This window comes from Paenibacillus lycopersici (assembly GCF_010119935.1).
In the GTDB taxonomy this organism is placed as follows: domain Bacteria; phylum Bacillota; class Bacilli; order Paenibacillales; family Paenibacillaceae; genus Paenibacillus_Z; species Paenibacillus_Z lycopersici.
The window spans coordinates 1691094-1710769 of record NZ_CP048209.1; the positions used below are offsets into that span (position 1 = coordinate 1691094).

16 protein-coding genes are annotated in these 19676 nt (G+C 55.6%); 14 read left to right on the forward strand and 2 right to left on the reverse strand.

Annotated features, from left to right (window positions below):
- The first annotated feature begins 69 nt into the window (after positions 1–69).
- The 10 genes from GXP70_RS30040 to GXP70_RS07285 all read left to right on the forward strand — a co-directional run bounded on the left by GXP70_RS30040 (position 70) and on the right by GXP70_RS07285 (position 7792).
- A complete protein-coding gene (locus tag GXP70_RS30040) occupies positions 70–204 on the forward strand; it encodes a hypothetical protein (protein ID WP_263864104.1) in 135 nt (44 codons plus the stop codon).
- A gap of 15 nt (positions 205–219) precedes the next feature.
- Positions 220–612 (forward strand): DUF3905 domain-containing protein, encoded by a 393-nt coding sequence (locus tag GXP70_RS07245; RefSeq protein WP_162355832.1) that lies wholly within the window; start codon positions 220–222, stop codon positions 610–612.
- A 133-nt stretch (positions 613–745) separates the two neighbouring features.
- Positions 746–1177 (forward strand): BrxA/BrxB family bacilliredoxin, encoded by a 432-nt coding sequence (locus GXP70_RS07250; RefSeq protein WP_162355833.1) that lies wholly within the window; start codon positions 746–748, stop codon positions 1175–1177.
- A gap of 16 nt (positions 1178–1193) precedes the next feature.
- Positions 1194–2003 (forward strand): ammonia-dependent NAD(+) synthetase, encoded by an 810-nt coding sequence (gene nadE, locus GXP70_RS07255; protein WP_162355834.1) that lies wholly within the window; start codon positions 1194–1196, stop codon positions 2001–2003.
- Positions 2004–2476: 473 nt separating this feature from the next.
- The gene (locus GXP70_RS07260; protein WP_162355835.1) at positions 2477–3601 is read left to right on the forward strand and encodes an SGNH/GDSL hydrolase family protein; all 1125 of its coding nucleotides are present in this window, start codon (positions 2477–2479) and stop codon (positions 3599–3601) included.
- Between the two features lie 17 nt (positions 3602–3618).
- Positions 3619–4014 carry a holo-ACP synthase gene (acpS, locus tag GXP70_RS07265; protein ID WP_162355836.1) on the forward strand — a complete coding sequence of 132 codons (396 nt, stop codon included), beginning with the start codon at positions 3619–3621 and terminating at the stop codon, positions 4012–4014.
- A gap of 80 nt (positions 4015–4094) precedes the next feature.
- Complete coding sequence (locus GXP70_RS07270) at positions 4095–4328, forward strand: hypothetical protein (protein WP_162355837.1); 234 nt, start codon at positions 4095–4097, stop codon at positions 4326–4328.
- Between the two features lie 432 nt (positions 4329–4760).
- Positions 4761–5621 (forward strand): helix-turn-helix transcriptional regulator, encoded by an 861-nt coding sequence (locus tag GXP70_RS07275; protein ID WP_162355838.1) that lies wholly within the window; start codon positions 4761–4763, stop codon positions 5619–5621.
- Positions 5618–7051, forward strand: a complete 1434-nt coding sequence (gene mutY, locus GXP70_RS07280; protein WP_162355839.1) for an A/G-specific adenine glycosylase — start codon at positions 5618–5620, stop codon at positions 7049–7051. The genes GXP70_RS07275 and mutY overlap by 4 nt, the downstream gene beginning before the upstream one ends.
- A 117-nt stretch (positions 7052–7168) precedes the next feature.
- The gene (locus GXP70_RS07285; protein WP_404822350.1) at positions 7169–7792 is read left to right on the forward strand and encodes a bifunctional 4-hydroxy-2-oxoglutarate aldolase/2-dehydro-3-deoxy-phosphogluconate aldolase; all 624 of its coding nucleotides are present in this window, start codon (positions 7169–7171) and stop codon (positions 7790–7792) included.
- Positions 7793–8131: 339 nt separating this feature from the next.
- Here the strand turns inward: GXP70_RS07285 and GXP70_RS07290 are convergent, their stop codons facing one another.
- Complete coding sequence (locus GXP70_RS07290) at positions 8132–9055, reverse strand: AraC family transcriptional regulator (RefSeq protein ID WP_162355841.1); 924 nt, start codon at positions 9053–9055, stop codon at positions 8132–8134.
- Positions 9056–9818: 763 nt separating this feature from the next.
- Here GXP70_RS07290 and GXP70_RS30255 point away from each other — a divergent pair.
- From GXP70_RS30255 to GXP70_RS07310, 4 genes are all read left to right on the forward strand, one after another.
- Positions 9819–10151 (forward strand): ABC transporter permease subunit, encoded by a 333-nt coding sequence (locus GXP70_RS30255; RefSeq protein WP_404822351.1) that lies wholly within the window; start codon positions 9819–9821, stop codon positions 10149–10151.
- A gap of 471 nt (positions 10152–10622) precedes the next feature.
- The gene (locus GXP70_RS07300) at positions 10623–10847 is read left to right on the forward strand and encodes a hypothetical protein (RefSeq protein ID WP_162355842.1); all 225 of its coding nucleotides are present in this window, start codon (positions 10623–10625) and stop codon (positions 10845–10847) included.
- A gap of 55 nt (positions 10848–10902) precedes the next feature.
- Positions 10903–11121, forward strand: coding sequence for a hypothetical protein (locus GXP70_RS07305; protein WP_225442703.1), 219 nt, complete (start codon positions 10903–10905; stop codon positions 11119–11121).
- Positions 11122–11256: 135 nt separating this feature from the next.
- Positions 11257–13752 carry a non-lysosomal glucosylceramidase gene (locus tag GXP70_RS07310; RefSeq protein ID WP_263864124.1) on the forward strand — a complete coding sequence of 832 codons (2496 nt, stop codon included), beginning with the start codon at positions 11257–11259 and terminating at the stop codon, positions 13750–13752.
- A gap of 97 nt (positions 13753–13849) precedes the next feature.
- Here GXP70_RS07310 and GXP70_RS07315 read toward each other — a convergent pair whose 3' ends face one another.
- Positions 13850–19633, reverse strand: a complete 5784-nt coding sequence (locus GXP70_RS07315) for a sugar-binding protein (protein WP_162355845.1) — start codon at positions 19631–19633, stop codon at positions 13850–13852.
- Positions 19634–19676 lie beyond the last annotated feature (43 nt).

Below are 19676 nucleotides of genomic sequence, written 5' to 3' on the forward strand. Positions count from 1 at the left end.
CGAATACATAGCGAACGGATAAGCGGTATGCCCTGCGCGCATACTACCCGTTGGAAGGGGGTGCCAGCAGTGGAAAACAATCCGCAGTCGCGCAGCGCTTCCGAACAGGACGCGTCGGCAAACAAGAAGAAGCAGAGCGCCAAGGCGCCGGAATCGGAAGGCTACGACAAGAAGTTAGATGGCCCCAATCGCCCTTCCATCTAAGGAAGGAGAACGGGCATGAACGAGGATGACGCACAGCAGATGAAAGGATCCGCCGCAGGCGGCGACGATCCGGAGCTAGATCCGTACGAAATCAATTTCCTGCCTCGGTTCCGCAGCGGCCGGGGTCCGAGAGCGCCGTTCGTGAACAGCAGCGGCGTCGTCATCGGCGATCATATGTACGAGTCGCCGAACTCGCCGCTCAGCGATTGGACGACGGACACGGATCCCGCGGTCATGGCGGGCGGCGAATGGGTGCATCCGTTCAAGGACGTCGGTTTTCAGACCGGCGAGAACCGGGCTTATTTCGAGCAGGGCATTCCGCCGGCAGGCGGCGTCTTCACGCATCCCGAAGAAGATGCGGCCTATGAAGCGATGAACGATGCCGAACTCGAGGATGAGCCGCAGTAAGCCGCTTGCGGCCGCGGCAATCCGCAGTCGGGCAGCAGAGCAATCGGGCGCAGGCCCGGTTGCTTTTTCTTTGCTTTCATTAGGGTCGCGGCGTATAATAGAAAAAAACTGCAATTTTAAGGAGCGATCACATATGTCGATGTCTTTCGAACGATACATGCTTGATATGATCCAGCCGATGCGCGACGATCTGACACGTCTTGGCATCGAGGAGCTGCGCACGCCGGAAGCGGTAGAAGAGAAGCTGCCGAACGCGAAGGGCACGGCGCTCGTCGTCATCAACTCCGTTTGCGGCTGCGCCGCCGGCCAATGCCGTCCGGGCGTTGCCCAAGCGCTGCAATCCGAGAAGCTGCCCGATCACCTGTTCACCGTATTCGCCGGCCAGGATAAGGAAGCGACTGCGAAAGCGCGCGAATATTTCGCGCCGTATCCGCCGTCCTCGCCGTCCATCGCCCTGTTGAAAGACGGAGAGCTCGTTCATTTCATTGAACGTCACCAAATCGAGAACCGTTCGGCCGCCGATATCGCAGCAGATCTGTCGTCTGCTTTCGAACGGTACTGCTAATAGAAGAGGTGATGGCATGAGCTTGCAGGAACAGATCATAAGAGAGCTTGGCGTGAAGCCGGAGATCGATCCGCAGCAGGAGATCCGCAAGCGGGTCGATTTCTTGAAGGATTACGTGCGCAAATCCGGAACGGCCGGCTTGCTGATCGCGATCAGCGGCGGCATCGACAGCGCGGTCGCGGCGGGCTTGTGCAAGATCGCGACCGACGAGCTGACCGAAGAGACGGGCAAGGAGCACATGACGCTGGGCGTATTCCAGCCTTACGGCGAGCAAACCGATATTTCCGACAGCTACGCCGTGGCGGAGGCGTTCAACCTCAAGTACCGCGTCGAAACGAACATTCAGGAAGCGGTTGACGAAATCTCCCTCGAAACGGAGCACAGCCTGAAGTCGATCGGCATCTCCAAGCATCTGAGCCGCGGCGGCAAAGGCAACATCAAGGCGCGGACCCGCATGGTCGCGCAATATGCGCTTGCGTTCGAGCTGAACCTGCTCGTCGTCGGCACGGACCATGCTTCCGAAGCCATCACCGGTTTCTACACGAAGTGGGGCGACGGCGCGGTCGACATTACGCCGCTCAGCACGCTGAACAAGCGTCAAGTCCGCCTCGTGGCGGCTGCGCTCGGCGTGCCGGGCGCCGTCGTGACGAAAGCGCCGACCGCTGGACTGTGGGACGGCCAAACCGACGAGGACGAGCTGGGCCTCACGTACGAGGAGAACAGCGATTACCTCGAAGGCAAGACGATCGGCGACGAATCCCGCGAGAAGCTGGAGAAGCATTATCTCAAAACCGCGCATAAGCGGAACGCGATTCCGGGCATTTAATGCAGGCAGCACGACAAGACGCCCTTCGGTTCAGACCGAAGGGCGTTTACTTGTTGCGGCCGGCGTACCGGCGTACCGGCCGGCCGTGGAGGAACGGAGTATGGCTGTTACGAACGAGAGCAACTCGAGCGCTTTCCGGACTGTAGATCCTCTATTTGGCTATTTTGGTGATTATTCGGTACCCCGCGGACAGGAGATTCGTTATTTAAGCAATCCGGCGTGGATTTGGCGCCTTAGGGGGGCGCTAGCGGTTAGGCATAGGGATTGCTGTGCAGGCGGCTTGGTTTTAGGCTTGCTAAGCAGGCAGTTAGCTTCGAGATTGCTTCGCGGGCCGTCAGGCTTGGGTTTGATCCGCAGCGGTTAGGCTTTTTACAGCTCTGCTGGCAATCGCGAAGCGCTGCGTTTCCGCTGGCTTTTAATGGTATGATAGGACAGAAGGACAGAACGATCACATTGGGGAGGTCGCTGCACTTATGAATCCTGCTGTATGGCATCATCGCAATCCGCTTGTACATACCTTGAAGGCGCTGTCGGAGGGCCGGTTGACCGTCGGATTCATCGGCGGTTCCATTACGGACGCCCGTCCGCGGCATAATTGGCCGGAGCCGGTTATCGGCTGGCTTGTCGAGCGGTTCCCGCAAGCGAGGATCGTCGTCGAGAACGCCGCTATCGGCGCGACGGGCAGCGAGCTCGCCGTGTTTCGGGCGAAGCGGGATTTGATCGACCGCGGCTGTCAGCTTGTGTTCGTCGACTATGCCGTCAACGATCAGGGCGAGCCTGACGAGAAACGCAGCCGGACGCGCGAAGGCCTCGTCCGCAAGCTGCTCGCGGACGGCAGCCGGGATGTCGTCCTGGCGCACACGTATATGCAGGACATGTACGGGGCAATGGCGGAAGGAGGCGTGCCGGATTCGATCGCCGGACTGGAACGCATTGCCGACCACTACGGCGTCGGCTCCGTCTGGATGGGGCTGTACGCGCTGGAAGAGGTGCGCAAGGGCCGCATGCGCTGGGAGGAATGGCTGCCGGACGGCTTGCATCCGACGAGCCGCGGCAGCTACAGCTACGGGCAGAGCATCATCGCCTTCCTGGAGCGGGAGCTGCTGGGCGCAGACGGCGCCCGCGCCTTGGCCGTGGAGCACGAGACGGGCAGCTCCGCCGCCATCCGCGCGCTGCCTGAACCGCTGAACCCGAAGCATTGGGGAGCGGCGGAGGTGCTGCCGCTTGCGGAGGCGGAGACGGAAGGGCCGTGGACGATTCGCCGCTGGCCGTATTACGAATGGATCGACCAGGTGCTGGAGACGGCGGCGGTCGGCGCGAAGCTGGCGTTCTCGTTCAACGGGCGGGGCCTGTCCCTCGGGTTCGATTTCGGCAAAATGTCGGCCGAATTCCGTTACCGGATCGACGGCGGGGAATGGGTAACGGTAAACCGGGAGCGGCCGGACTGGTGCGGCGACGAAGGCTGGTTCCGGATCTGGTTCCTCGAGGACGAGCTGGCAAGCGGCGCGCATCGGCTGGAGCTTGAAGTCATTCACGGCAATCGGCCGGATTGCAGAGGAACGAATTTTAGACTGGCGCTGATCGGCGTCGTCGTATAAGGCAGGCGGTTGAGAGATTGATCATCGGTATCGGACATGATCTCGCTTCGCTGGAGCGGATCGAGAAGACGCTGCGCGGATCGGCCGGCGCACGGTTCCAAGAGCGAATCCTGACGGAGCGCGAGCGGGCCATGGCTTCGGAATACAACGGCCGGCGCTTCGTGGAATTCGTCGGCGGGCGGTTCGCCGTCAAGGAAGCCGTCGCCAAAGCGTTCGGCTGCGGCATCGGCGGCACGCTTGGCTTCCTGGACATCGAGGTTGGCCGCGAGGAGAGCGGCAAACCGCTCTGCCGCCTGTCGGCGGACGCGTGGGACAGGCTTGGCCTGCTAAGCTCGGATACTGCCATTCACGTCTCCATCTCGCATGACTACGCGCTGGCCTCAGCGTATGTCATCGCGGAGCGGATCCGCTAAGAACGGTTGCATAAGCGCTGCACCCTTTGCCCATAATTGGAATACAACGTAGAACAACGGGGCAAGAGGGGGAGACCGGGATGGCACGGAGACGGGAGCTTCTGGCACAGCGGATATTCATGAGCGGGCAGACGGTTCCGCAAGACGGGGTGTACGGCAATCTATGGGGCGGCTGGCTGCCTCTGCTGCAGGGCGATCGGTTTCCGCAGCATCCCGGGATGGACGACACGAAGTGGACGTACCAAGGAACGCTTACCGCAGGCCTGCCGCAATGGAAACGGGCGGACGGCAAGCGGTGGGCGTCGGATCGGTAGGCAGCAATGCAGCAAGGCCCTGATAGCGGCCGCTTCGTCAAGCGGCAGCGTCAGGGTCTTTTCGCGTGCGATTCACGGGAATGCCGGCTAGTGTCAGTGCTTGGCACGCAGCAGGAAGCGAGCTTCCGCGATTATGGCATCCGTCAGCCAGCCGGAGACGGCGGGCATGCCGCATCCTGGCGGCAGCGGACAGGAGCCAAGAGCGGAAACATGCCTGAACCCGGTGGGAGAAACGGGGGTACAGCGGGTCGTCTCATTGGCCGGGAGAATCTTTGCATGTGGATAAATAACCTATTTATGTATGGATAAGGATGATCTGGCATGCGGATTCAAGGTGTTTCTTTTCAAACGGTTGCGCTATAATAGAGCGTAATGTTTACTACTGTTTACTAGATTACAGAAACATGCATGTTGTCTGCATTTGGAGCTGCAATGAAACTTACCTACCAAACCATCATTCAAAATTATTTTCACCGTTTTCAAGCGGAAGTATCGATGGCCGCTTACTCCGTCTCCTATCCGGGACGCCAGCATCATCTGCCGCCTGAGTTCTACCGCATCTGGCTCTTTCATGAAGGAGCGGGCACCTTGCAGGTAGGCGGCCGGTCGGTGGAGATCAAGCCCGGTCAGCTGATGCTTCTTCCGCCGGGCGCGTTCCAGGCGTTCGAGGCGAAGGCGGACACGCGGATCGGCTTGTACTGGTGCCATTTTCAGGCATCCATCGGGGACATGGACATGTTCGATCTGCTTCAGCTGCCGATAAGCGTTTATCCGGACGACCGGGAGCATATCGTGCAGCTGTTCGAGAAGCTGATCGCGGCATGCCGTTCTCCGTTATTGACGCGGGAACTGAGGATCCGCGCGGCGATGTTCGAGCTGCTCGCCTGCTTCCTGGAATGCGGCGGCATTCAAGAATCGACGCTGCGCGCGATCGAACCGCTGGAGAAAATGGAACGCGTGCTGGCCTACATCGAAGCGCATCTGGCCGAGACGATGTCGATCGATGACCTGGCGCGGCTTGCGTATTTGCATCCGAACTATTTTATCGGCTATTTCAAAAGCATTGTCGGCTATGCGCCCGCGCAATACGTCAATCGCCGCAGGCTGGAGCTCGCGCGATCGCTGCTGGAGAACAACGAGCTCAGCATCACCGATATCGCGCAGCGTGTCGGGATGCAGAACCATTACTTCTCGCGCATCTTCAAGCAATATATCGGCATTACGCCGAGCCGCTACAGACAAATTTACAATGAAGCGCCGAAGCGCGAGGAAGGGACGGAGGGAACGGAATGACTACGGAAGCGGCAAGCTACTTCAGCAGGGAGCTTCTGACGTGGTATCTGGGCCATAAAAGGGACCTGCCCTGGCGCCTGAACCGCGACCCGTACCGCGTATGGGTGTCGGAGATCATGCTGCAGCAGACGCGCGTGGATACCGTGATTCCTTACTATGAGCGTTTCATGGCGAAGTTTCCGACGGCTGCCGCGCTTGCGATGGCGCCGGAAGCGGAAGTGCTGAAATGCTGGGAAGGACTCGGCTATTATTCGCGCGCCCGCAATTTGCAGGCCGGCGCGCGCGAAGTGCTCGCCCGCCACGGAGGCGTCGTGCCGGACGACAAGGAGGCCGTCTCCGCGCTGCGGGGCGTGGGGCCGTATACGGCCGGCGCGATCATGAGCATCGCGTTCAACCGGCCGGAACCGGCGGTGGACGGCAATGTCATGCGCGTGCTGTCGCGGTATTTCTGCCTCGAGGAGGACATCGCGAAGCCGGCGACGCGGGTGAACATCGAGAAACTCGCGGCATCGCTCATCCCGGACGGCTCGGCGGGCGACTTCAACCAAGCGCTGATGGAATTGGGCGCCCTCGTCTGCACGCCGAAGTCGCCGGGCTGCCTGACCTGTCCGGTCATGATGCACTGCGAAGGACGCATGGCGGGCAAGGAGCACATCCTGCCGATCAAGACGAAGGCGAAGCCGCCGCGGCGGGAGACGCGGATCGCCGCGCTCGTTACCGGCAGCGGCGAGCATGCCGGCAAGCTGCTCGTGCGGCAGCGGCCGGAGAGCGGCCTGCTCGCGCAGATGTGGGAGCTGCCGCATGTGCTGGCGCAAGGTGCGCTGGGCGCGAGCGCGCCGGCCAAGCGCCGCGGCCGCGGCAAGGCCTCGGCCGCCGAGGCTGCGGTGCAGATGGCTGCGGCGGATGTCATTGCCGCGGCCGCGGCCGCCGCGTTCGCCGCCGATGCCGGCGCAGCGGAGACGGCCGCCGGATCGGCGGCGGCCTTCCCGCATGAACCGGCGGCGCTGGCCGTGCCCGCTGCGGGCGTCACGGATGTCGGGACTGCCGCGGACGCCGGAGGCGGCTTCCCGGACGAACGGGAAGCCGGGACGGCGACGGATCGCCGCGCGGCAATGGCGGATTATCTCAGCCGCGCGCTGTCGGCGGAGGACGGACTGCTCGTTCGCCCGGACGCCTGGTGGGGCGAGACGGATCATGTGTTCAGCCATATCGTATGGGACATGCAGGTGTACCGGGCGGAGTTCGGTTTCTGGCAGGCGAAGGCTGCCGATGCGGCGGGCTCGCCGGACGCGGCCGAATCCGGCGCCGGTTACGGAGAAGGCGCCGCGCCGTCCCATTACCGGTGGATCGGGCCCGAGGAGATGGGCACGCTTGCTTTTCCGAACGTGTTTGTCCGAATATTGCATGATTATTGGAGCGATCTGGATTGATTTACCCGCAGGCTCGTTCTACAATGGTAACGAGGCTGCGCATGCGGAAGCGCGGAACATGGTCTATACCTGATGTTCATGGAGTCATAATCGAATGGAGGCTATATCGTGAGTGTAATGCTTGAACGATTGCTGCAGGAGAAGATTGTCGCGATTTTCCGTTTTATCGAGGACCAATATGCGGACCAAGCGGCAGAGGCGATGCTGAACGGCGGGATCTCGATGATGGAGATCACGATGAACACGGAAGGCGCGGCGAGCATGATCAGCCGCTGGCGCGAGAAGTTCGGCGACCGTGCGGGCATCGGCGCCGGCACGGTGCTTGATCTGGACACGGCCAAGGAAGCGGTCGCGGCCGGTTCGCAGTTCATGATCTCCCCGAATCTCGACGAATCCGTCGTCGATTACGGCTTGAAGACCGGCGTCCCGGTCTGGCCGGGCGTCATGACGCCGACGGAAATCGTCCGCGCATGGAAAGCCGGCGCGGAGCTGGTGAAGATCTTCCCGATGGGCACGCTCGGTTTGAAGTACTTGACCGAAATTCGCGCGCCGCTGGACAAGATTCCGATGCTGGCATCGGGCGGCGTCGATCTCGACAACATCGCCGACTACTTCAAAGCCGGCGCTTGCAGCGTCGGCATGGGCAGCAAGCTCGTCAACCTCGACTGGGTGCGCAGCGGACGCTTCGACCTGCTGGAAGATCGGGCAAGGAAGTTCGCGGAAGCGGTAAAGGGTCTGTAATGAGTTCGTAAGATATTATTTTGCTAGTTTCATAGCCATGAAACGTGAAAGCGCGGCCCCGGCCGCGCTTTTTGTGTTGCAGCAAGGGAGTTTGACGTCCCTAAGCCTTATAAAACAAAGAGGCCTGCGGCATATCCGCAGGCGCAAGAGAGAAAATATATAATAAAGGGGGGTCATGTGTCTATTATAGAATACTTTTATGAAAGGAACATGAAGGGAATATTACAATTACATTACAGATTCGCAATCGGCTTCATGGAGCTTGATAGGGCGACGACATGGACTTCTATATGATTCAAGATTTCGTGAACGCATTGCAGCAATAGAAGCCGTTACCGATTACCGGCGAAGACGGCTTGATTGCGGCGCAGGTGGCGCTGACCGGTTATGAATCGAATGGTCTTTATCGCGATTTCTTCGATAGTAGCCCGGATTCACGCCTGTTGCAGATTTGAAGGTTTTGGAGAAGTGGTGGACATCCGTGAATCCGCAGTATTCGCTTGCCGTTTGCAGGGAAAGACCATCTCTTAACAGCTCTTGTGCATACTCCACTCTCAGCTTCAGTAGGTACTGATACGGAGTCATGTGAAAATGCTGCTTGAAGAGCACGGTGAAGCGGGATGGAGAGAGTCCGGCTCTCTTCGCCATGTCCTCGATATGGATGGGCTCCGATATGTGGAAGGCGAAGTAGGACGTAATCCAATTCAAGAAGGGCTGGTTGGTGAGCGTTCGCGGACCAGGCGTCATATACGTCTTGAACACGAGCGTTAACCATTCATGGGCAAGCTGATTCGCTTCCATCATTCCGATGTAGGTTTGTAATTGCCAGTTCTCGATGATTTTAAACGTGAGATCTCTTAGCTTGCTCGGATTGGCGGTATTGAGCTTGAAGGGAATGTTTATCGTCTCGCAATCATGAAGCCGCGGCTGCATGAAATCCACGAATGGCGACATGTCCAGTTGTCCCGGTCTGGTGACGAAGCTGCGCTCTCTATGTGGATTGTAGAAGAAATCAAGGTGAACGTAAGGATTAATGGTATTGCCGATTCCTTTAATCGTATGGATGTCCCCAGGCTGAAGCAGACAGAGATCGCCTTCTTTCACGACATGAAGCACGCCATCGATTTGAATTTCGAATTGACCTTCCTGGGCGTAAAAAATGATGTAATCCAACAAGCTTCGTTCGCCCAGAAAAAAAGGACGGCGAATCGCATAGTCCGAGTTCCGAATATAAGGCGCAATCGCGTGATCCTCTAACTTCATCTCAACCATCCTTATAGATAATCGTTTTTTACATAAAATCCAGTGCTTTTATATACAGTTTTTAAAGCGCTAACATTCTATACTAATCGTATCTGCATTATATCATCTTATGAAGGAGCCGAACGATAAAACATCGATAGAAGGCGTAAATACAAGGGGGATCAGCATTCTATTTGGGGGGCAGCAGAGGAATTGGAAGCGCCGGGTTAACGGTTGACGGGCGGCTGGTAGATCGAAAAATATAGAGTCGCCAAAATAAAAGAAACAAGTAAACAGATGTATTTTGCACTTCTTGCAAATGCGTTATTTGATGATGGTTTTTTTCCGAAACGTTTAAGTAATTCGAAAGGATGGATGATCAGATTGAATGCTGTAACTAGAGAAGCGCCTCGCAATAAAAGAGGAGTGCTTGCAGAATGCATCAAACACAGAAATCTATTGTTGATGGTTTTGCCAGGCATTATTTTCTTTCTCATATTCAGATATGCGCCAATGTATGGGATTCAGATTGCGTTCCGGGATTTAAATTCAACAAAGGGATCACTGGAAGCGAATGGGTTGGCCTAGAACACTTCCACGATCTGTTTAGTCGACCGAGCTTCCTTGAGGTGTTTACGAATACGATCCAAATCAGTACCTATAAGCTGATCTTCGGCTTCCCCGTTCCCATTATTTTCGCCTTGCTTCTGAATGAGCTCCGAGTAGGAGCGTTGGCTGGAGCTCCATCATCTATCTCGCTGCGATTGCAGGCGTTAACTCCGAGCTGTACGAGGCGGGGAATCTCGATGGTTGTAATCGTTTTCAGCTCGCGAGGTACATCACTTTTCCGGCGATCATGCCCATAGTGACGATCATGTTCATATTTGCCGTGGGAGGTATAGTCGCTGACGACTTCGACCAAATATTCAATCTCTATTCTCCGGCTGTTTATAAAGTAGGCGACGTCCTGGGGACCTATGCGTACCGGAACGGGATCGAAAGCATGGATTACAGCTTTGCAACGGCGGTTGGCCTCTTTATGAACATCGTTTCGCTGATATTGGTGTTGGCGGCTAACTTCTTCGCAAAAAGATACAGCGATAATGGAATCCGGTAATGGAAGTGAACGAGATGAAGAGTTCTAGCCGGATAAAGAAAAGCGTTGGCGAGCACGCCTTTGATTCATTCAACGTCATTTTTATGATTTTACTTTGTTTTACGACCATCTATCCCTTTATGTATCTCCTCTCGCTCTCCTTAAGCGCAGGCAACATCTCGCTTACGTAAATTTACTTTTTTCCGCCTGAGCTGTCCTTCGATAATTTCAAGAGCGTACTAAGCTACAGTTACATCAAAACGGGTTTCGTAAATTCGGTCCTGCGCGTTGTACTTGGTACTTCATTAGAGCACTGGACAGGCCCCGTTGATAATAACGGTGAGATTGTCAAAGAAATCGAAGAGAAATTCAATGTAAATCTGACGATGGTTGACGCCGGCGATGCGGCTGCATTCGATGTTAAGATTGCCGCAGGCGAAGTTCCTGACGTGTTTCCTGTGAGCTTCTCCAAATATCAGAAGTACATCGACGATGAAATCATTAGCGAGGCATAAAGACGGCGTGCTTACTCCTGAGTTTGTAAATGCGAACGGAGAAAACAAAGGCGGAGACTGGTCCATCGCAACTGATTTCGTAAACGGCACGCTTGGCGTAACCAGCTACCCGGAATACCTCTACTGGAAACCGGCTCAATCAGCAGGTGATCGCGAAGGCTCGAACATTATGGAAATGAGAAAAAGGCGCAACGTTCAATAATGCGATCTGGATGCCATCCATTATTGCGAAGGTCAACCGTGAGTACGCATGGGGCATGTCGCTTGGAACGCTCCAAAGCGATGGTATTATGAATGAGGTTATTCTACCTCTCCCATCTCAGCCTAAATATGGAGCAGAGCTTGACAAAATCAGATCCGAGGCGTATGTGGACATCATTACTGGAAAACAGCCTATCGATTATTTCGATACCTTTGTAGAAAAGTGGAGAGCAGCAGGCGGTAAAACGCTGGAAGAAGAGGCTGCCGCAAGATAAAGGTGCATTTTACTATTCCTATGAAGGAGCCGAAGAATGAATCAACAATATAAAGGCGCAAATACACGGGAAATCAGCTTTCCACTAGGAGGTATCGGGAGCGGAAGCATCGGTCTAGCAGGCAATGGGAGATTGGTGGATTGGGAAATCTTTAACCGTCCGAACAAGAGAAGCTTCAACGGTTTTAGCCACTTTGCCATTAAGGCGGAGCAGGATGGCAAGCTTCTTGATGCGAGGGTGCTGAACGGCGATATGCAATCGCCTTATACAGGCGAGCCGGTTCGCGGGGGCCCTCTGCATAGCGGGTATGGCTTCGGTCCGGAGAGCCAGACGATGGCGGGCATGCCGCATTTTCAAGAGACTGCGTTCAAGGGAGAGTTTCCAATCGCCGAAATGTCGTTCGCGGATGCTGCTTTTCCGGGAAACGTGCAGCTAACGGCATTCAACCCCTTCATTCCGCTTCAAGAGGATGATTCCAGCCTGCCAGCAGCATTCTTCGAGTGGGAGCTAGAGAATACGGGAGATGCGGCCGTTACGTATACGATCTGTCTATCGGCGGGAAATCCCAAGTCAACCGAGAGGGCAGCCAACCGCTATATTGAGTTTACGGGGCAGGAAGACCGCAAGATTCATGCGATTCAATTGACCTCTGACCAATACAGCCAAGAGCATGCGAGCTACGGAGACATCACCATCGCAACAGATACGGCGGAGGTGAGTTATCAGGAATATTGGTATCGCGGCGGATGGTGCGATAATCTCGAGATGTTCTGGCATGACTTCACGCAGCCGGGCCGTTTCGCGAACAGGCATTATGAAGCGGATGAATCGACTGCGCATCGGAAGGATACCGCATCGCTTGCGGCGCATATCGACTTGCGTCCTGGCGAGAAGAAGGGAATCAAGTTCGTCATAAGCTGGAGCTTTCCGAATGTGGAGAACAATTGGAACCCGGCTCCGATGGGCGCCAACTCGTGGAAGAATTACTATGCAACATGGTTCGATGATTCCAAGGCCAGCGCGCAATATGCCATGACGAACTGGAAGCGATTATACCGCGATACCCTCACGTTCAAGGATTCCTTGTTTGCTTCTACTGTGCCTGACGCCGTAAAGGATGCGGTATCCGCCAACCTGTCCGTCATCAAGTCGGCGACGACGCTGCGCCTGACCGACGGCTCGTTCTATGGCTTCGAGGGCTGTATCGAAGACGTGGGCTGCTGCGAAGGCTCCTGCACGCATGTATGGAACTATGCGTATGCGCTGCCGTTCCTGTTCCCTCGCCTGGAGCGGAGCATGAGAGAGCTGGATTTCAAATACAACAAGCGCGAAGACGGCAGAATGTCGTTTCGGCTTATGCTGCCGCTCGGACGCGAAAGATCGGACTTTCGAGCTTGCGCCGACGGTCAATTCGGCGGCGTTATCAAGGCTTATCGGGATTGGAAGGTATCGGGGGACACGGACTGGCTCCGCTCGATCTGGCCGGCTGTTAAGGAATCCATTACCTATGCATGGATAGGCAGCAACGAAGATAAGTGGGACCCGGATAAGTCGGGCGTATTGACGGGAAGACAGCATCATACGCTCGATATGGAGCTGTACGGACCGAATTCCTGGCTGAGCGGATTCTATCTGGCTGCCCTGAAGGCAGGCGCCGAGATGGCGAAAGCCTTGAGCGAACAGGAGTCGGCGGCGGAGTTCAGCGAATTGTTCCAAGCCGGCAAGCGTTGGGTAGACGAGCATCTGTTCAACGGAGAATACTACGTTCAGAAAGTCGATCTATCCGATAAGGTTCTGCTTGAACAATTCGATGAGAAGACCGTCGCTACGTATTGGAATGAAGAATTAAGCGAGATCAAATATCAGATCGCGGATGGCTGCGCGATCGATCAGGTCGTTGCCCAGTGGCATGCCAACCTATGTGGACTCGGGGAAATCTTCGATAAGCAGCAAACCCGTTCGGCGCTGCAATCGCTATACCGCCATAATTTCAAGTCCAGCATGCGGAATGAAGCGAATACGTGGAGATTGTACTCGCTGAACGACGAAGGCGGGCTCGTGATCTGCACATGGCCGGAAAGGACGAGCAAGCCTGCGATTCCGTTAACTTATAACTCCGAAACGATGACGGGATTCGAATACCAAGCGGCTTCTCATATGATCCAAGAAGGGCTTACTGATGAGGGCCTCGCGGTCGTTCAAGCGATACGCGAACGTTACGACGGGGAGAAGCGCAACCCTTGGAACGAGATCGAATGCGGTAGCAACTACGCCAGATCTATGGCGAGCTTCTCCTTGCTCCAAGCATACAGCGGATTCGAATACGATATGGTTGCAGGCATGATCGGGTTTAAGCCGGTGGCTGTGCAAGATGGCGTATTCCGTGTTCTGTGGTCGCTCGATCGGGGCTGGGGCGTGTACGAGGAGCAAGCCAAACAAGCGATCGTTCGAGTCCTGGGAGGAGACATGCAGTTAAACGTATTGAAGTTGCATGAAGCGCATATTGCGCGGATCGAATGCGTGAATGCCGGGGCTACGAAACTGGAATATACGACATCGGGAGATGCCATCTATTTCACGGACTCGGTCTTCTTTGATACGCAGAACGAGTTGGTCGTGATCCTGAAGTAAAACGTCATCAAAAAAACGGCGATACAAGAGCCCCGTACACTGCGTACGGGGCTCTCGGAATATATAAGCATCGGATTTAAAGAGGGGTGGACTGCCGTCACTTGAGGTTATAGATCCTGTAAAGGAATACAGCAGCTTCCGCTCTTGTCGTGCTGGCAAGCGGATGGATGAAATCGCCGTCGCCTTCGATCAAGCCTTCCTTCACCAATGCGGCCACGCTGTCTGCGGCATATGCCGCGATCCGGGATTCGTCCGCGAATCCGTCCAGGTCTGCCGCCGAGCCATGTTGGCTGATTCGGTCGAGGCTTCTCAAGGCTTTCTCGGTCAGCGTCATCATATCCTGCCTGGTGATCGAAGCCGCGGGATTAAATCTATTATCTCCGGATCCCGTCGTAATCCCCAGCTTCTTAGCGATACCGATTTCCTTATAGAAGTAATCCTCGGGTTGAATGTCGGCAAAGTTGTCCGTGAAGTCCGCCGACAATCCCAGCGTCCTTACCAGCAGCACCAGATAATCCGCCCTCGTAATGCCGGCAGCAGGAGAGAAGCTTTGCTCCGAGGTGCCGTTGATGACTCCCTTGGAGGCCAGCACTTCGATCTGTTTCTTCGCCCAGCCGTAATTGCCGATGTCTGCAAAGGTCTTGCGTACAAAGACCACCGCATATTCACTGAAGTGGGTGGTGCTGAAAGTCACCATGCCCGTCGCAGCGTCGTATTTGCCGCTTGGGACGGATACGGCCTTGCCGGAATTGTCGATGTACCAGATCGTGATATGTTCCGGATCTTTCAACTCCTCTGCCGTTGGTGCATAAGGGATGCCGACCGTCACCGGGGCGCTGTCGTTCCTCCATGCCGTCTGTTGGCCATCGAGCAGCAGACTAAGCTCGATAACAGGTTTGTCGCCAAGCTGCGCCTGAATATCCGCGGCAAGCTTACTCTTGTCTCCGGCGGCGATCATCAGGGAGACGTTCTGCGCGCCGCCCGCCTCTTCGGCAGCGAGCATATTCCCCGGAACCGTCACCGTCGCCAGGTCGGTCTTGATGTGAATCGCTTTCGATGCATCTCCTGCGGTTAAGAGGCTGGCAGGCATGGTCAGCTCGTAGGCTTTGGCTCCGTCTACTTTAGGCAGCTGCACCTCGATCGTTTTAATGCCGTCCCCATTAGCAGCCGCTTTCTCGAATGCGCCGTTCACGGCAGCCGCAGTGATTTGAACGGATGCCGTACCCGTGCTGCTGTCCAATGCGGGCGCGTCCGTTACGATCGAACTGCCGGTGGACGCCTCACTCGACGGCAAGGAGCTGCCTGTCGTCGGCGGCGTTCCGCCGCCGCTGTTGTTACTGCCGCCGTCGGCTGCGGTGACATAATCGAACGCGACCTGATTCAGGAATACGCCCCAATTTTGGGCCGGATACGGGTAGACGATTTTCAGGTACCGAATACCGCTCGGTATCGCTGCGGAAGTGTTCGTGTAATCATGATGATTGCTCTTGTAGTCGGCTACATTCGTCGTAATGACCGTAATCGGCACATAGGTTTGACCATCGGTCGATCCGTAGAATGTAAACTGCGTCTTACCCGAATCTGCCGCCGAGTCATTGATCGTGGTTGCAATGTTGAAAGAGGTGATATCTCCATCGGGCGATTTGTAAATGACATACGTCGAAGCGTCGGTCGTATTGGCCGCAGGATTAAACCGTCCGGCGTCATGATCGCCAACAGCCGTTACGTTGCCGGCATCATCCGTAGCGTCCGCGCCTTCCCAACCGCCGAAGAAAATGGTGTTCGATATGCCGCCTACGGGATGACCGTCGGCATCAAGCACCAAGTCTCCATGGTCATCGACTTGTTTACCCGTAAAGTCGTACAGCTTCGTAAAGTCGTCGCCATTGTCAATCAATGTACGGATATTGGCAGGCTTCGGAGCGTATTGGAAGGAAACGCTGCCGATATACGCTTGGTCATGATTGATGCCCTCCTGTCCATTGATGACCGTGGTCGGAGAAGGGAATACAATCTTTAAATACCTTACCTTCAGATTCTCAACCAATGGGGTCAAATTGGAACTCCAGAACGATCGGCCTTGGGCATCCACGCCTTGGGCATCCGGACTGCTGATGAAGACGATCGGCTGGAAGTTCACGCCATCGACCGAGCCTAGCACCTGAAAGCTCGATTGGGACGCGAAATCGCCGAACAGCCCCACGTTAATAGTGAATGCGTATATATCGCCTTCAGGCGACGCATAGGTGACATATTCCGTCGGCGTTTGGAGTCCGTCGGTTGTTTGAATGAACTTGGCGGCATGATCGCCCTCGAAATACGTTTGATTGACGGTTTCGATATGTGATGATTTATCATATACCTTGGTGAGATCGACGGCTTCGTCCGTAAAGTCCTTGAGGTCGGCCGGTACTTCTACGGCAGGCGTATCGGTCTGCTCCTTGATCGATATGCCGTTAAGCACCAGGTTGCCGAAGGCGGTTGCGTCGGTTAGCGCGGAACCCGTACCATTCCATCGCAATCGAGCTGCGCTGCCGGCTCCGTCGTCGTCGTTATTGACGATTTCCAGCGGAATGCTCCAATCCCTTGTCGGCGTCATAGCAAGGCTGCTCCAAGGAATTTCCAGTTCGACGGAATAGCCGTCCGCCGTTTGCGACTGGCGGTATTGAATGCCCGCTAGATCTCCGCCGGAGAGAAGGGTTTGATTGTCATAGCCTGCTGCTATTTCGTGAATTGCGCCCGCCGCATCGGGGATATACAGCTCGACGCCATCGCCGCTTTGAAGGTTGGCATCCTTGACATCGACTCCCAAATAGACGTTGTTATCGTCGCTCAAGGCGCCGAAGGCGACGGTATTATCCGAATGGCCTGCTGCAGGGTTGGATACCGTGTTGGTTAGTGCCCATGAAGCTTCATTCAGGTTTCCATCCACGGTAATAAAAGCTTGCGGGCCTTCCGCTACTGCAGTCTTGGCTCCATTGCTCAGATACAATGTACCGAACTTGGAAGCATCCTTATAGTTGTCCCCCGTACCGTTCCACATCAGAACGCTGTCTCTGCCGGGGCCGCCGTTGTCGTTATCGTTGTTGCCGATATCGAAGCCGATCGCCGTGCCTGCGGCAGGCTTTGTAATACCGATCGACGACCACGGGATTTGAAATTCCATCTCATACCCGCCGTCAATATCGGACTGCGCGATCTTTTGAGCGATGCCGGCTCCGACGCCTAATTCCGAATCACTGTAACCGAACGTAAGCTGATGATCGTTTTTATCGTAAGTAGCCGCTTTCGAATTGCCGCCATCGACATAAACTTCTACCGAGTCATCCTGCCACACGTCATGAGCGGCGTTCCTTTGAAGACTGCCATCCAGCACTTTGACGCCCACATAGAGATTGTTGTCGTCCCATAACGTGCCGAAGGTAACGTCGTCATCGGACATGCCGGAGATCATTTTGCCGACTTGGTTGTTGATGACCCAGCCTTCGCCAGCATCCAGTTTTCCATCCATGGCAGGCGCGGCGGAAGTCTTATGGGCTTCAGCCAGACCTGAAGCTATAACGCCGTCCTTTGCCGGCGTGCAATCCACCGTGAAGGACGTGTTCGTGACATTGCCGGCCCTGTCCGTCGCAGTGATCGCGATTGCGTTAGGTCCCGCGATCACAGGCACAACCTGGCTGAACGTATGGTCTTCATTGACCGAAACGGATGAACCGTTAACGGTTATGGCGGCTATTTCCGACACGCTGCCCTTCAAGACATAGACCAATCTTGAAGCAGTCGCCGCGGAGGTTACGGTGATGTCGGGAGCGGCCTGATCCAGCGTTTCATGAAGGATGGCCGGCGCTGCCTCATGGCCTTGCGCATCCGCGGCTTTCACGGTAAAGGCGTTGGCGCCATCCTGAAGCGTAACCGTCGATTGGAACCCATACGTATCTTGAGTAACGGTAACCGGCTCATCGTTGATGGTTACAATGCCATCGGACGCATTGATAAACCCTGAAATCGTATAGTCGGGTTGATTGGTATAACCGTCCGTCTGATCCAATGAGATGCCAATGTAGTCAGGGTCGTATCGCAGCGTAAGCGCGTTTGGAATCGTCTCCGTATTGTTCAATCGATCCGTTGCGGTCGTGCGAATCACATTCAGGCCGGGCGAAAGGTTCACGATTGCCGAGAAATCGTACTCGCCATGGTTTTCAGTTTGATTGACCGTAACAGGAGCATCATTGACGCTCAGTTCGATCGTTCCCGCTTCGTCAAGATGTCCGGACAGCTTGTACTGCTGGTTTCTTACGGCGTATGTCGCGTCCGTTGCATCGGAGCTGCCCGGCTGATCGAAGGTTACCGCGGGAGCCGCCGTATCCGCGTCGCCGGTAACGACTACCGTTACGCTGAAGGCGGGGAGCGAAACCGTAGCGATCTTACCATTCGCGATATTCTTCTGCTGCGCCAGCTCCATCGGCTTATCCGTATCGGCGCTCGCGGACTGATACACTTGTGCCGAAGTCCCTGTCAGACCGCTTACGTTCGTCAGCCTGGCCTTGTCTGTCGGGTTGGTTAAGATGACGACGGTTTTGTTCCCGTTCACGAAAGCAACCTGGTTTTCAATGTTCTTCTGGCTGCTTTCCGCAACCGTAAGGGCAGGGTCGTTCGTAGTCACCGTTCGAACCTTGGAACCGACGGGCACATTGGTGAATACCTTTTGCAGAATATAATAAAGCGGCGATTTACGCACGTAATCCTTGCCCGGCGTGCCCGTAGTCAGACCTGAATCGTCGGTGCCGTAATCCGTTAACGCGTTGACGTTGGAGAAATTCGTTCCTCCGCCTGTCCCGTCCCAGAACATCCAGTAATTGTCTTTCATGGCGGACATGTCATTGGAGAACCGCTGCATCGTATAAACGGCCATTTCAAGCGGATTATTCGATTCCCCGTTCCCCAGATCGATCGGACAGTACTCGGTCATCAGCTTATCCTTGTCCGGGTATTTATCCGTCGCGCGTACCCAGGACATGAGATCCGTGCCGCCCCAGTCGTACGAATGCGTGGAGAAAGCGCCGATTGCATGATCGAGCTCGGGATCTTTCGCCAAATCGGAAAAATCTTCGCCAAGGAATTGCGTGGACGAGAAATAGCCGTCTTCAGGTCCAACCAGCGTAACGGCCGATACATCGTTAGCGGATCCTTTCGTGGCATCCAATGCCGCTCTGACCTTCTTCACGACGCGCTGATACTGCTGGGGGGTATAATACGCTGCATCATAGTCCGCCATCGTCCATGGCTCGTTCTGAATCGCAAAAAATCGGGGAAGAGGCAAGCCTTTATTTTGAATATACTTCATCATATTCACGATATATTTTGCATAGGTGTCCTCTTTGTCCACCCTGAGCGTGACGACTCCGCCATTACCGTCTTTATCGCCGGCAATCGGGAGTGTTTTCATGCCGACGGGCGGACTCCAAACCGACATTTCATAGGGCAGGTTTTTGGCTGCGAGCGCTTGTATCAACTGACTTTTCTCTTCCATGTATTTCTCATTCAAGTTGCCGGCCCCGTCGCCGAGCATGATGTTGATCGGCACGCGGTCGATCGTGATGCCCAGGCCCGGATCAATAGCGCCATTGTTATTGACGCCGCCGAATATCGCATTGAATTCCGCCTTGTGATCCGGCGACGTGATCGCGCCGCCCCAGTAGGAGTAGTCGTCTCCGCCGTTGATTCCCCAGCCTTTGACGGTCTGTTGGTCCAGGCTGGAAACGACGGTATCGTAGACCTCCGGCGTCGCCGCGCTGGCGATTCGCGGCGCATAACCATAAGACAGCAGGAGGGCCGTACACGAGAGCACGCCGGTCACCTTTCTTAACGTCTTTCTTCTCATTCTTGGTCACCTTTCTTCTGTGAATTGTCCGGATTCGCATACC

Coding starts and splice junctions, on each gene's coding strand:
- GXP70_RS07260 (WP_162355835.1), top strand. CDS start 2,477: ATGAATCCTGCTGTATGGCATCATCGCAATCCGCTTGTACATACCTTG.
- nadE (WP_162355834.1), top strand. CDS start 1,194: ATGAGCTTGCAGGAACAGATCATAAGAGAGCTTGGCGTGAAGCCGGAG.
- GXP70_RS07315 (WP_162355845.1), bottom strand. CDS start 19,633: ATGAGAAGAAAGACGTTAAGAAAGGTGACCGGCGTGCTCTCGTGTACG.
- GXP70_RS07300 (WP_162355842.1), top strand. CDS start 10,623: ATGAAATCATTAGCGAGGCATAAAGACGGCGTGCTTACTCCTGAGTTT.
- GXP70_RS07305 (WP_225442703.1), top strand. CDS start 10,903: ATGTCGCTTGGAACGCTCCAAAGCGATGGTATTATGAATGAGGTTATT.
- GXP70_RS07270 (WP_162355837.1), top strand. CDS start 4,095: ATGGCACGGAGACGGGAGCTTCTGGCACAGCGGATATTCATGAGCGGG.
- GXP70_RS07290 (WP_162355841.1), bottom strand. CDS start 9,055: ATGAAGTTAGAGGATCACGCGATTGCGCCTTATATTCGGAACTCGGAC.
- GXP70_RS07245 (WP_162355832.1), top strand. CDS start 220: ATGAACGAGGATGACGCACAGCAGATGAAAGGATCCGCCGCAGGCGGC.
- mutY (WP_162355839.1), top strand. CDS start 5,618: ATGACTACGGAAGCGGCAAGCTACTTCAGCAGGGAGCTTCTGACGTGG.
- GXP70_RS07250 (WP_162355833.1), top strand. CDS start 746: ATGTCGATGTCTTTCGAACGATACATGCTTGATATGATCCAGCCGATG.
- GXP70_RS07275 (WP_162355838.1), top strand. CDS start 4,761: ATGAAACTTACCTACCAAACCATCATTCAAAATTATTTTCACCGTTTT.
- GXP70_RS07285 (WP_404822350.1), top strand. CDS start 7,169: ATGCTTGAACGATTGCTGCAGGAGAAGATTGTCGCGATTTTCCGTTTT.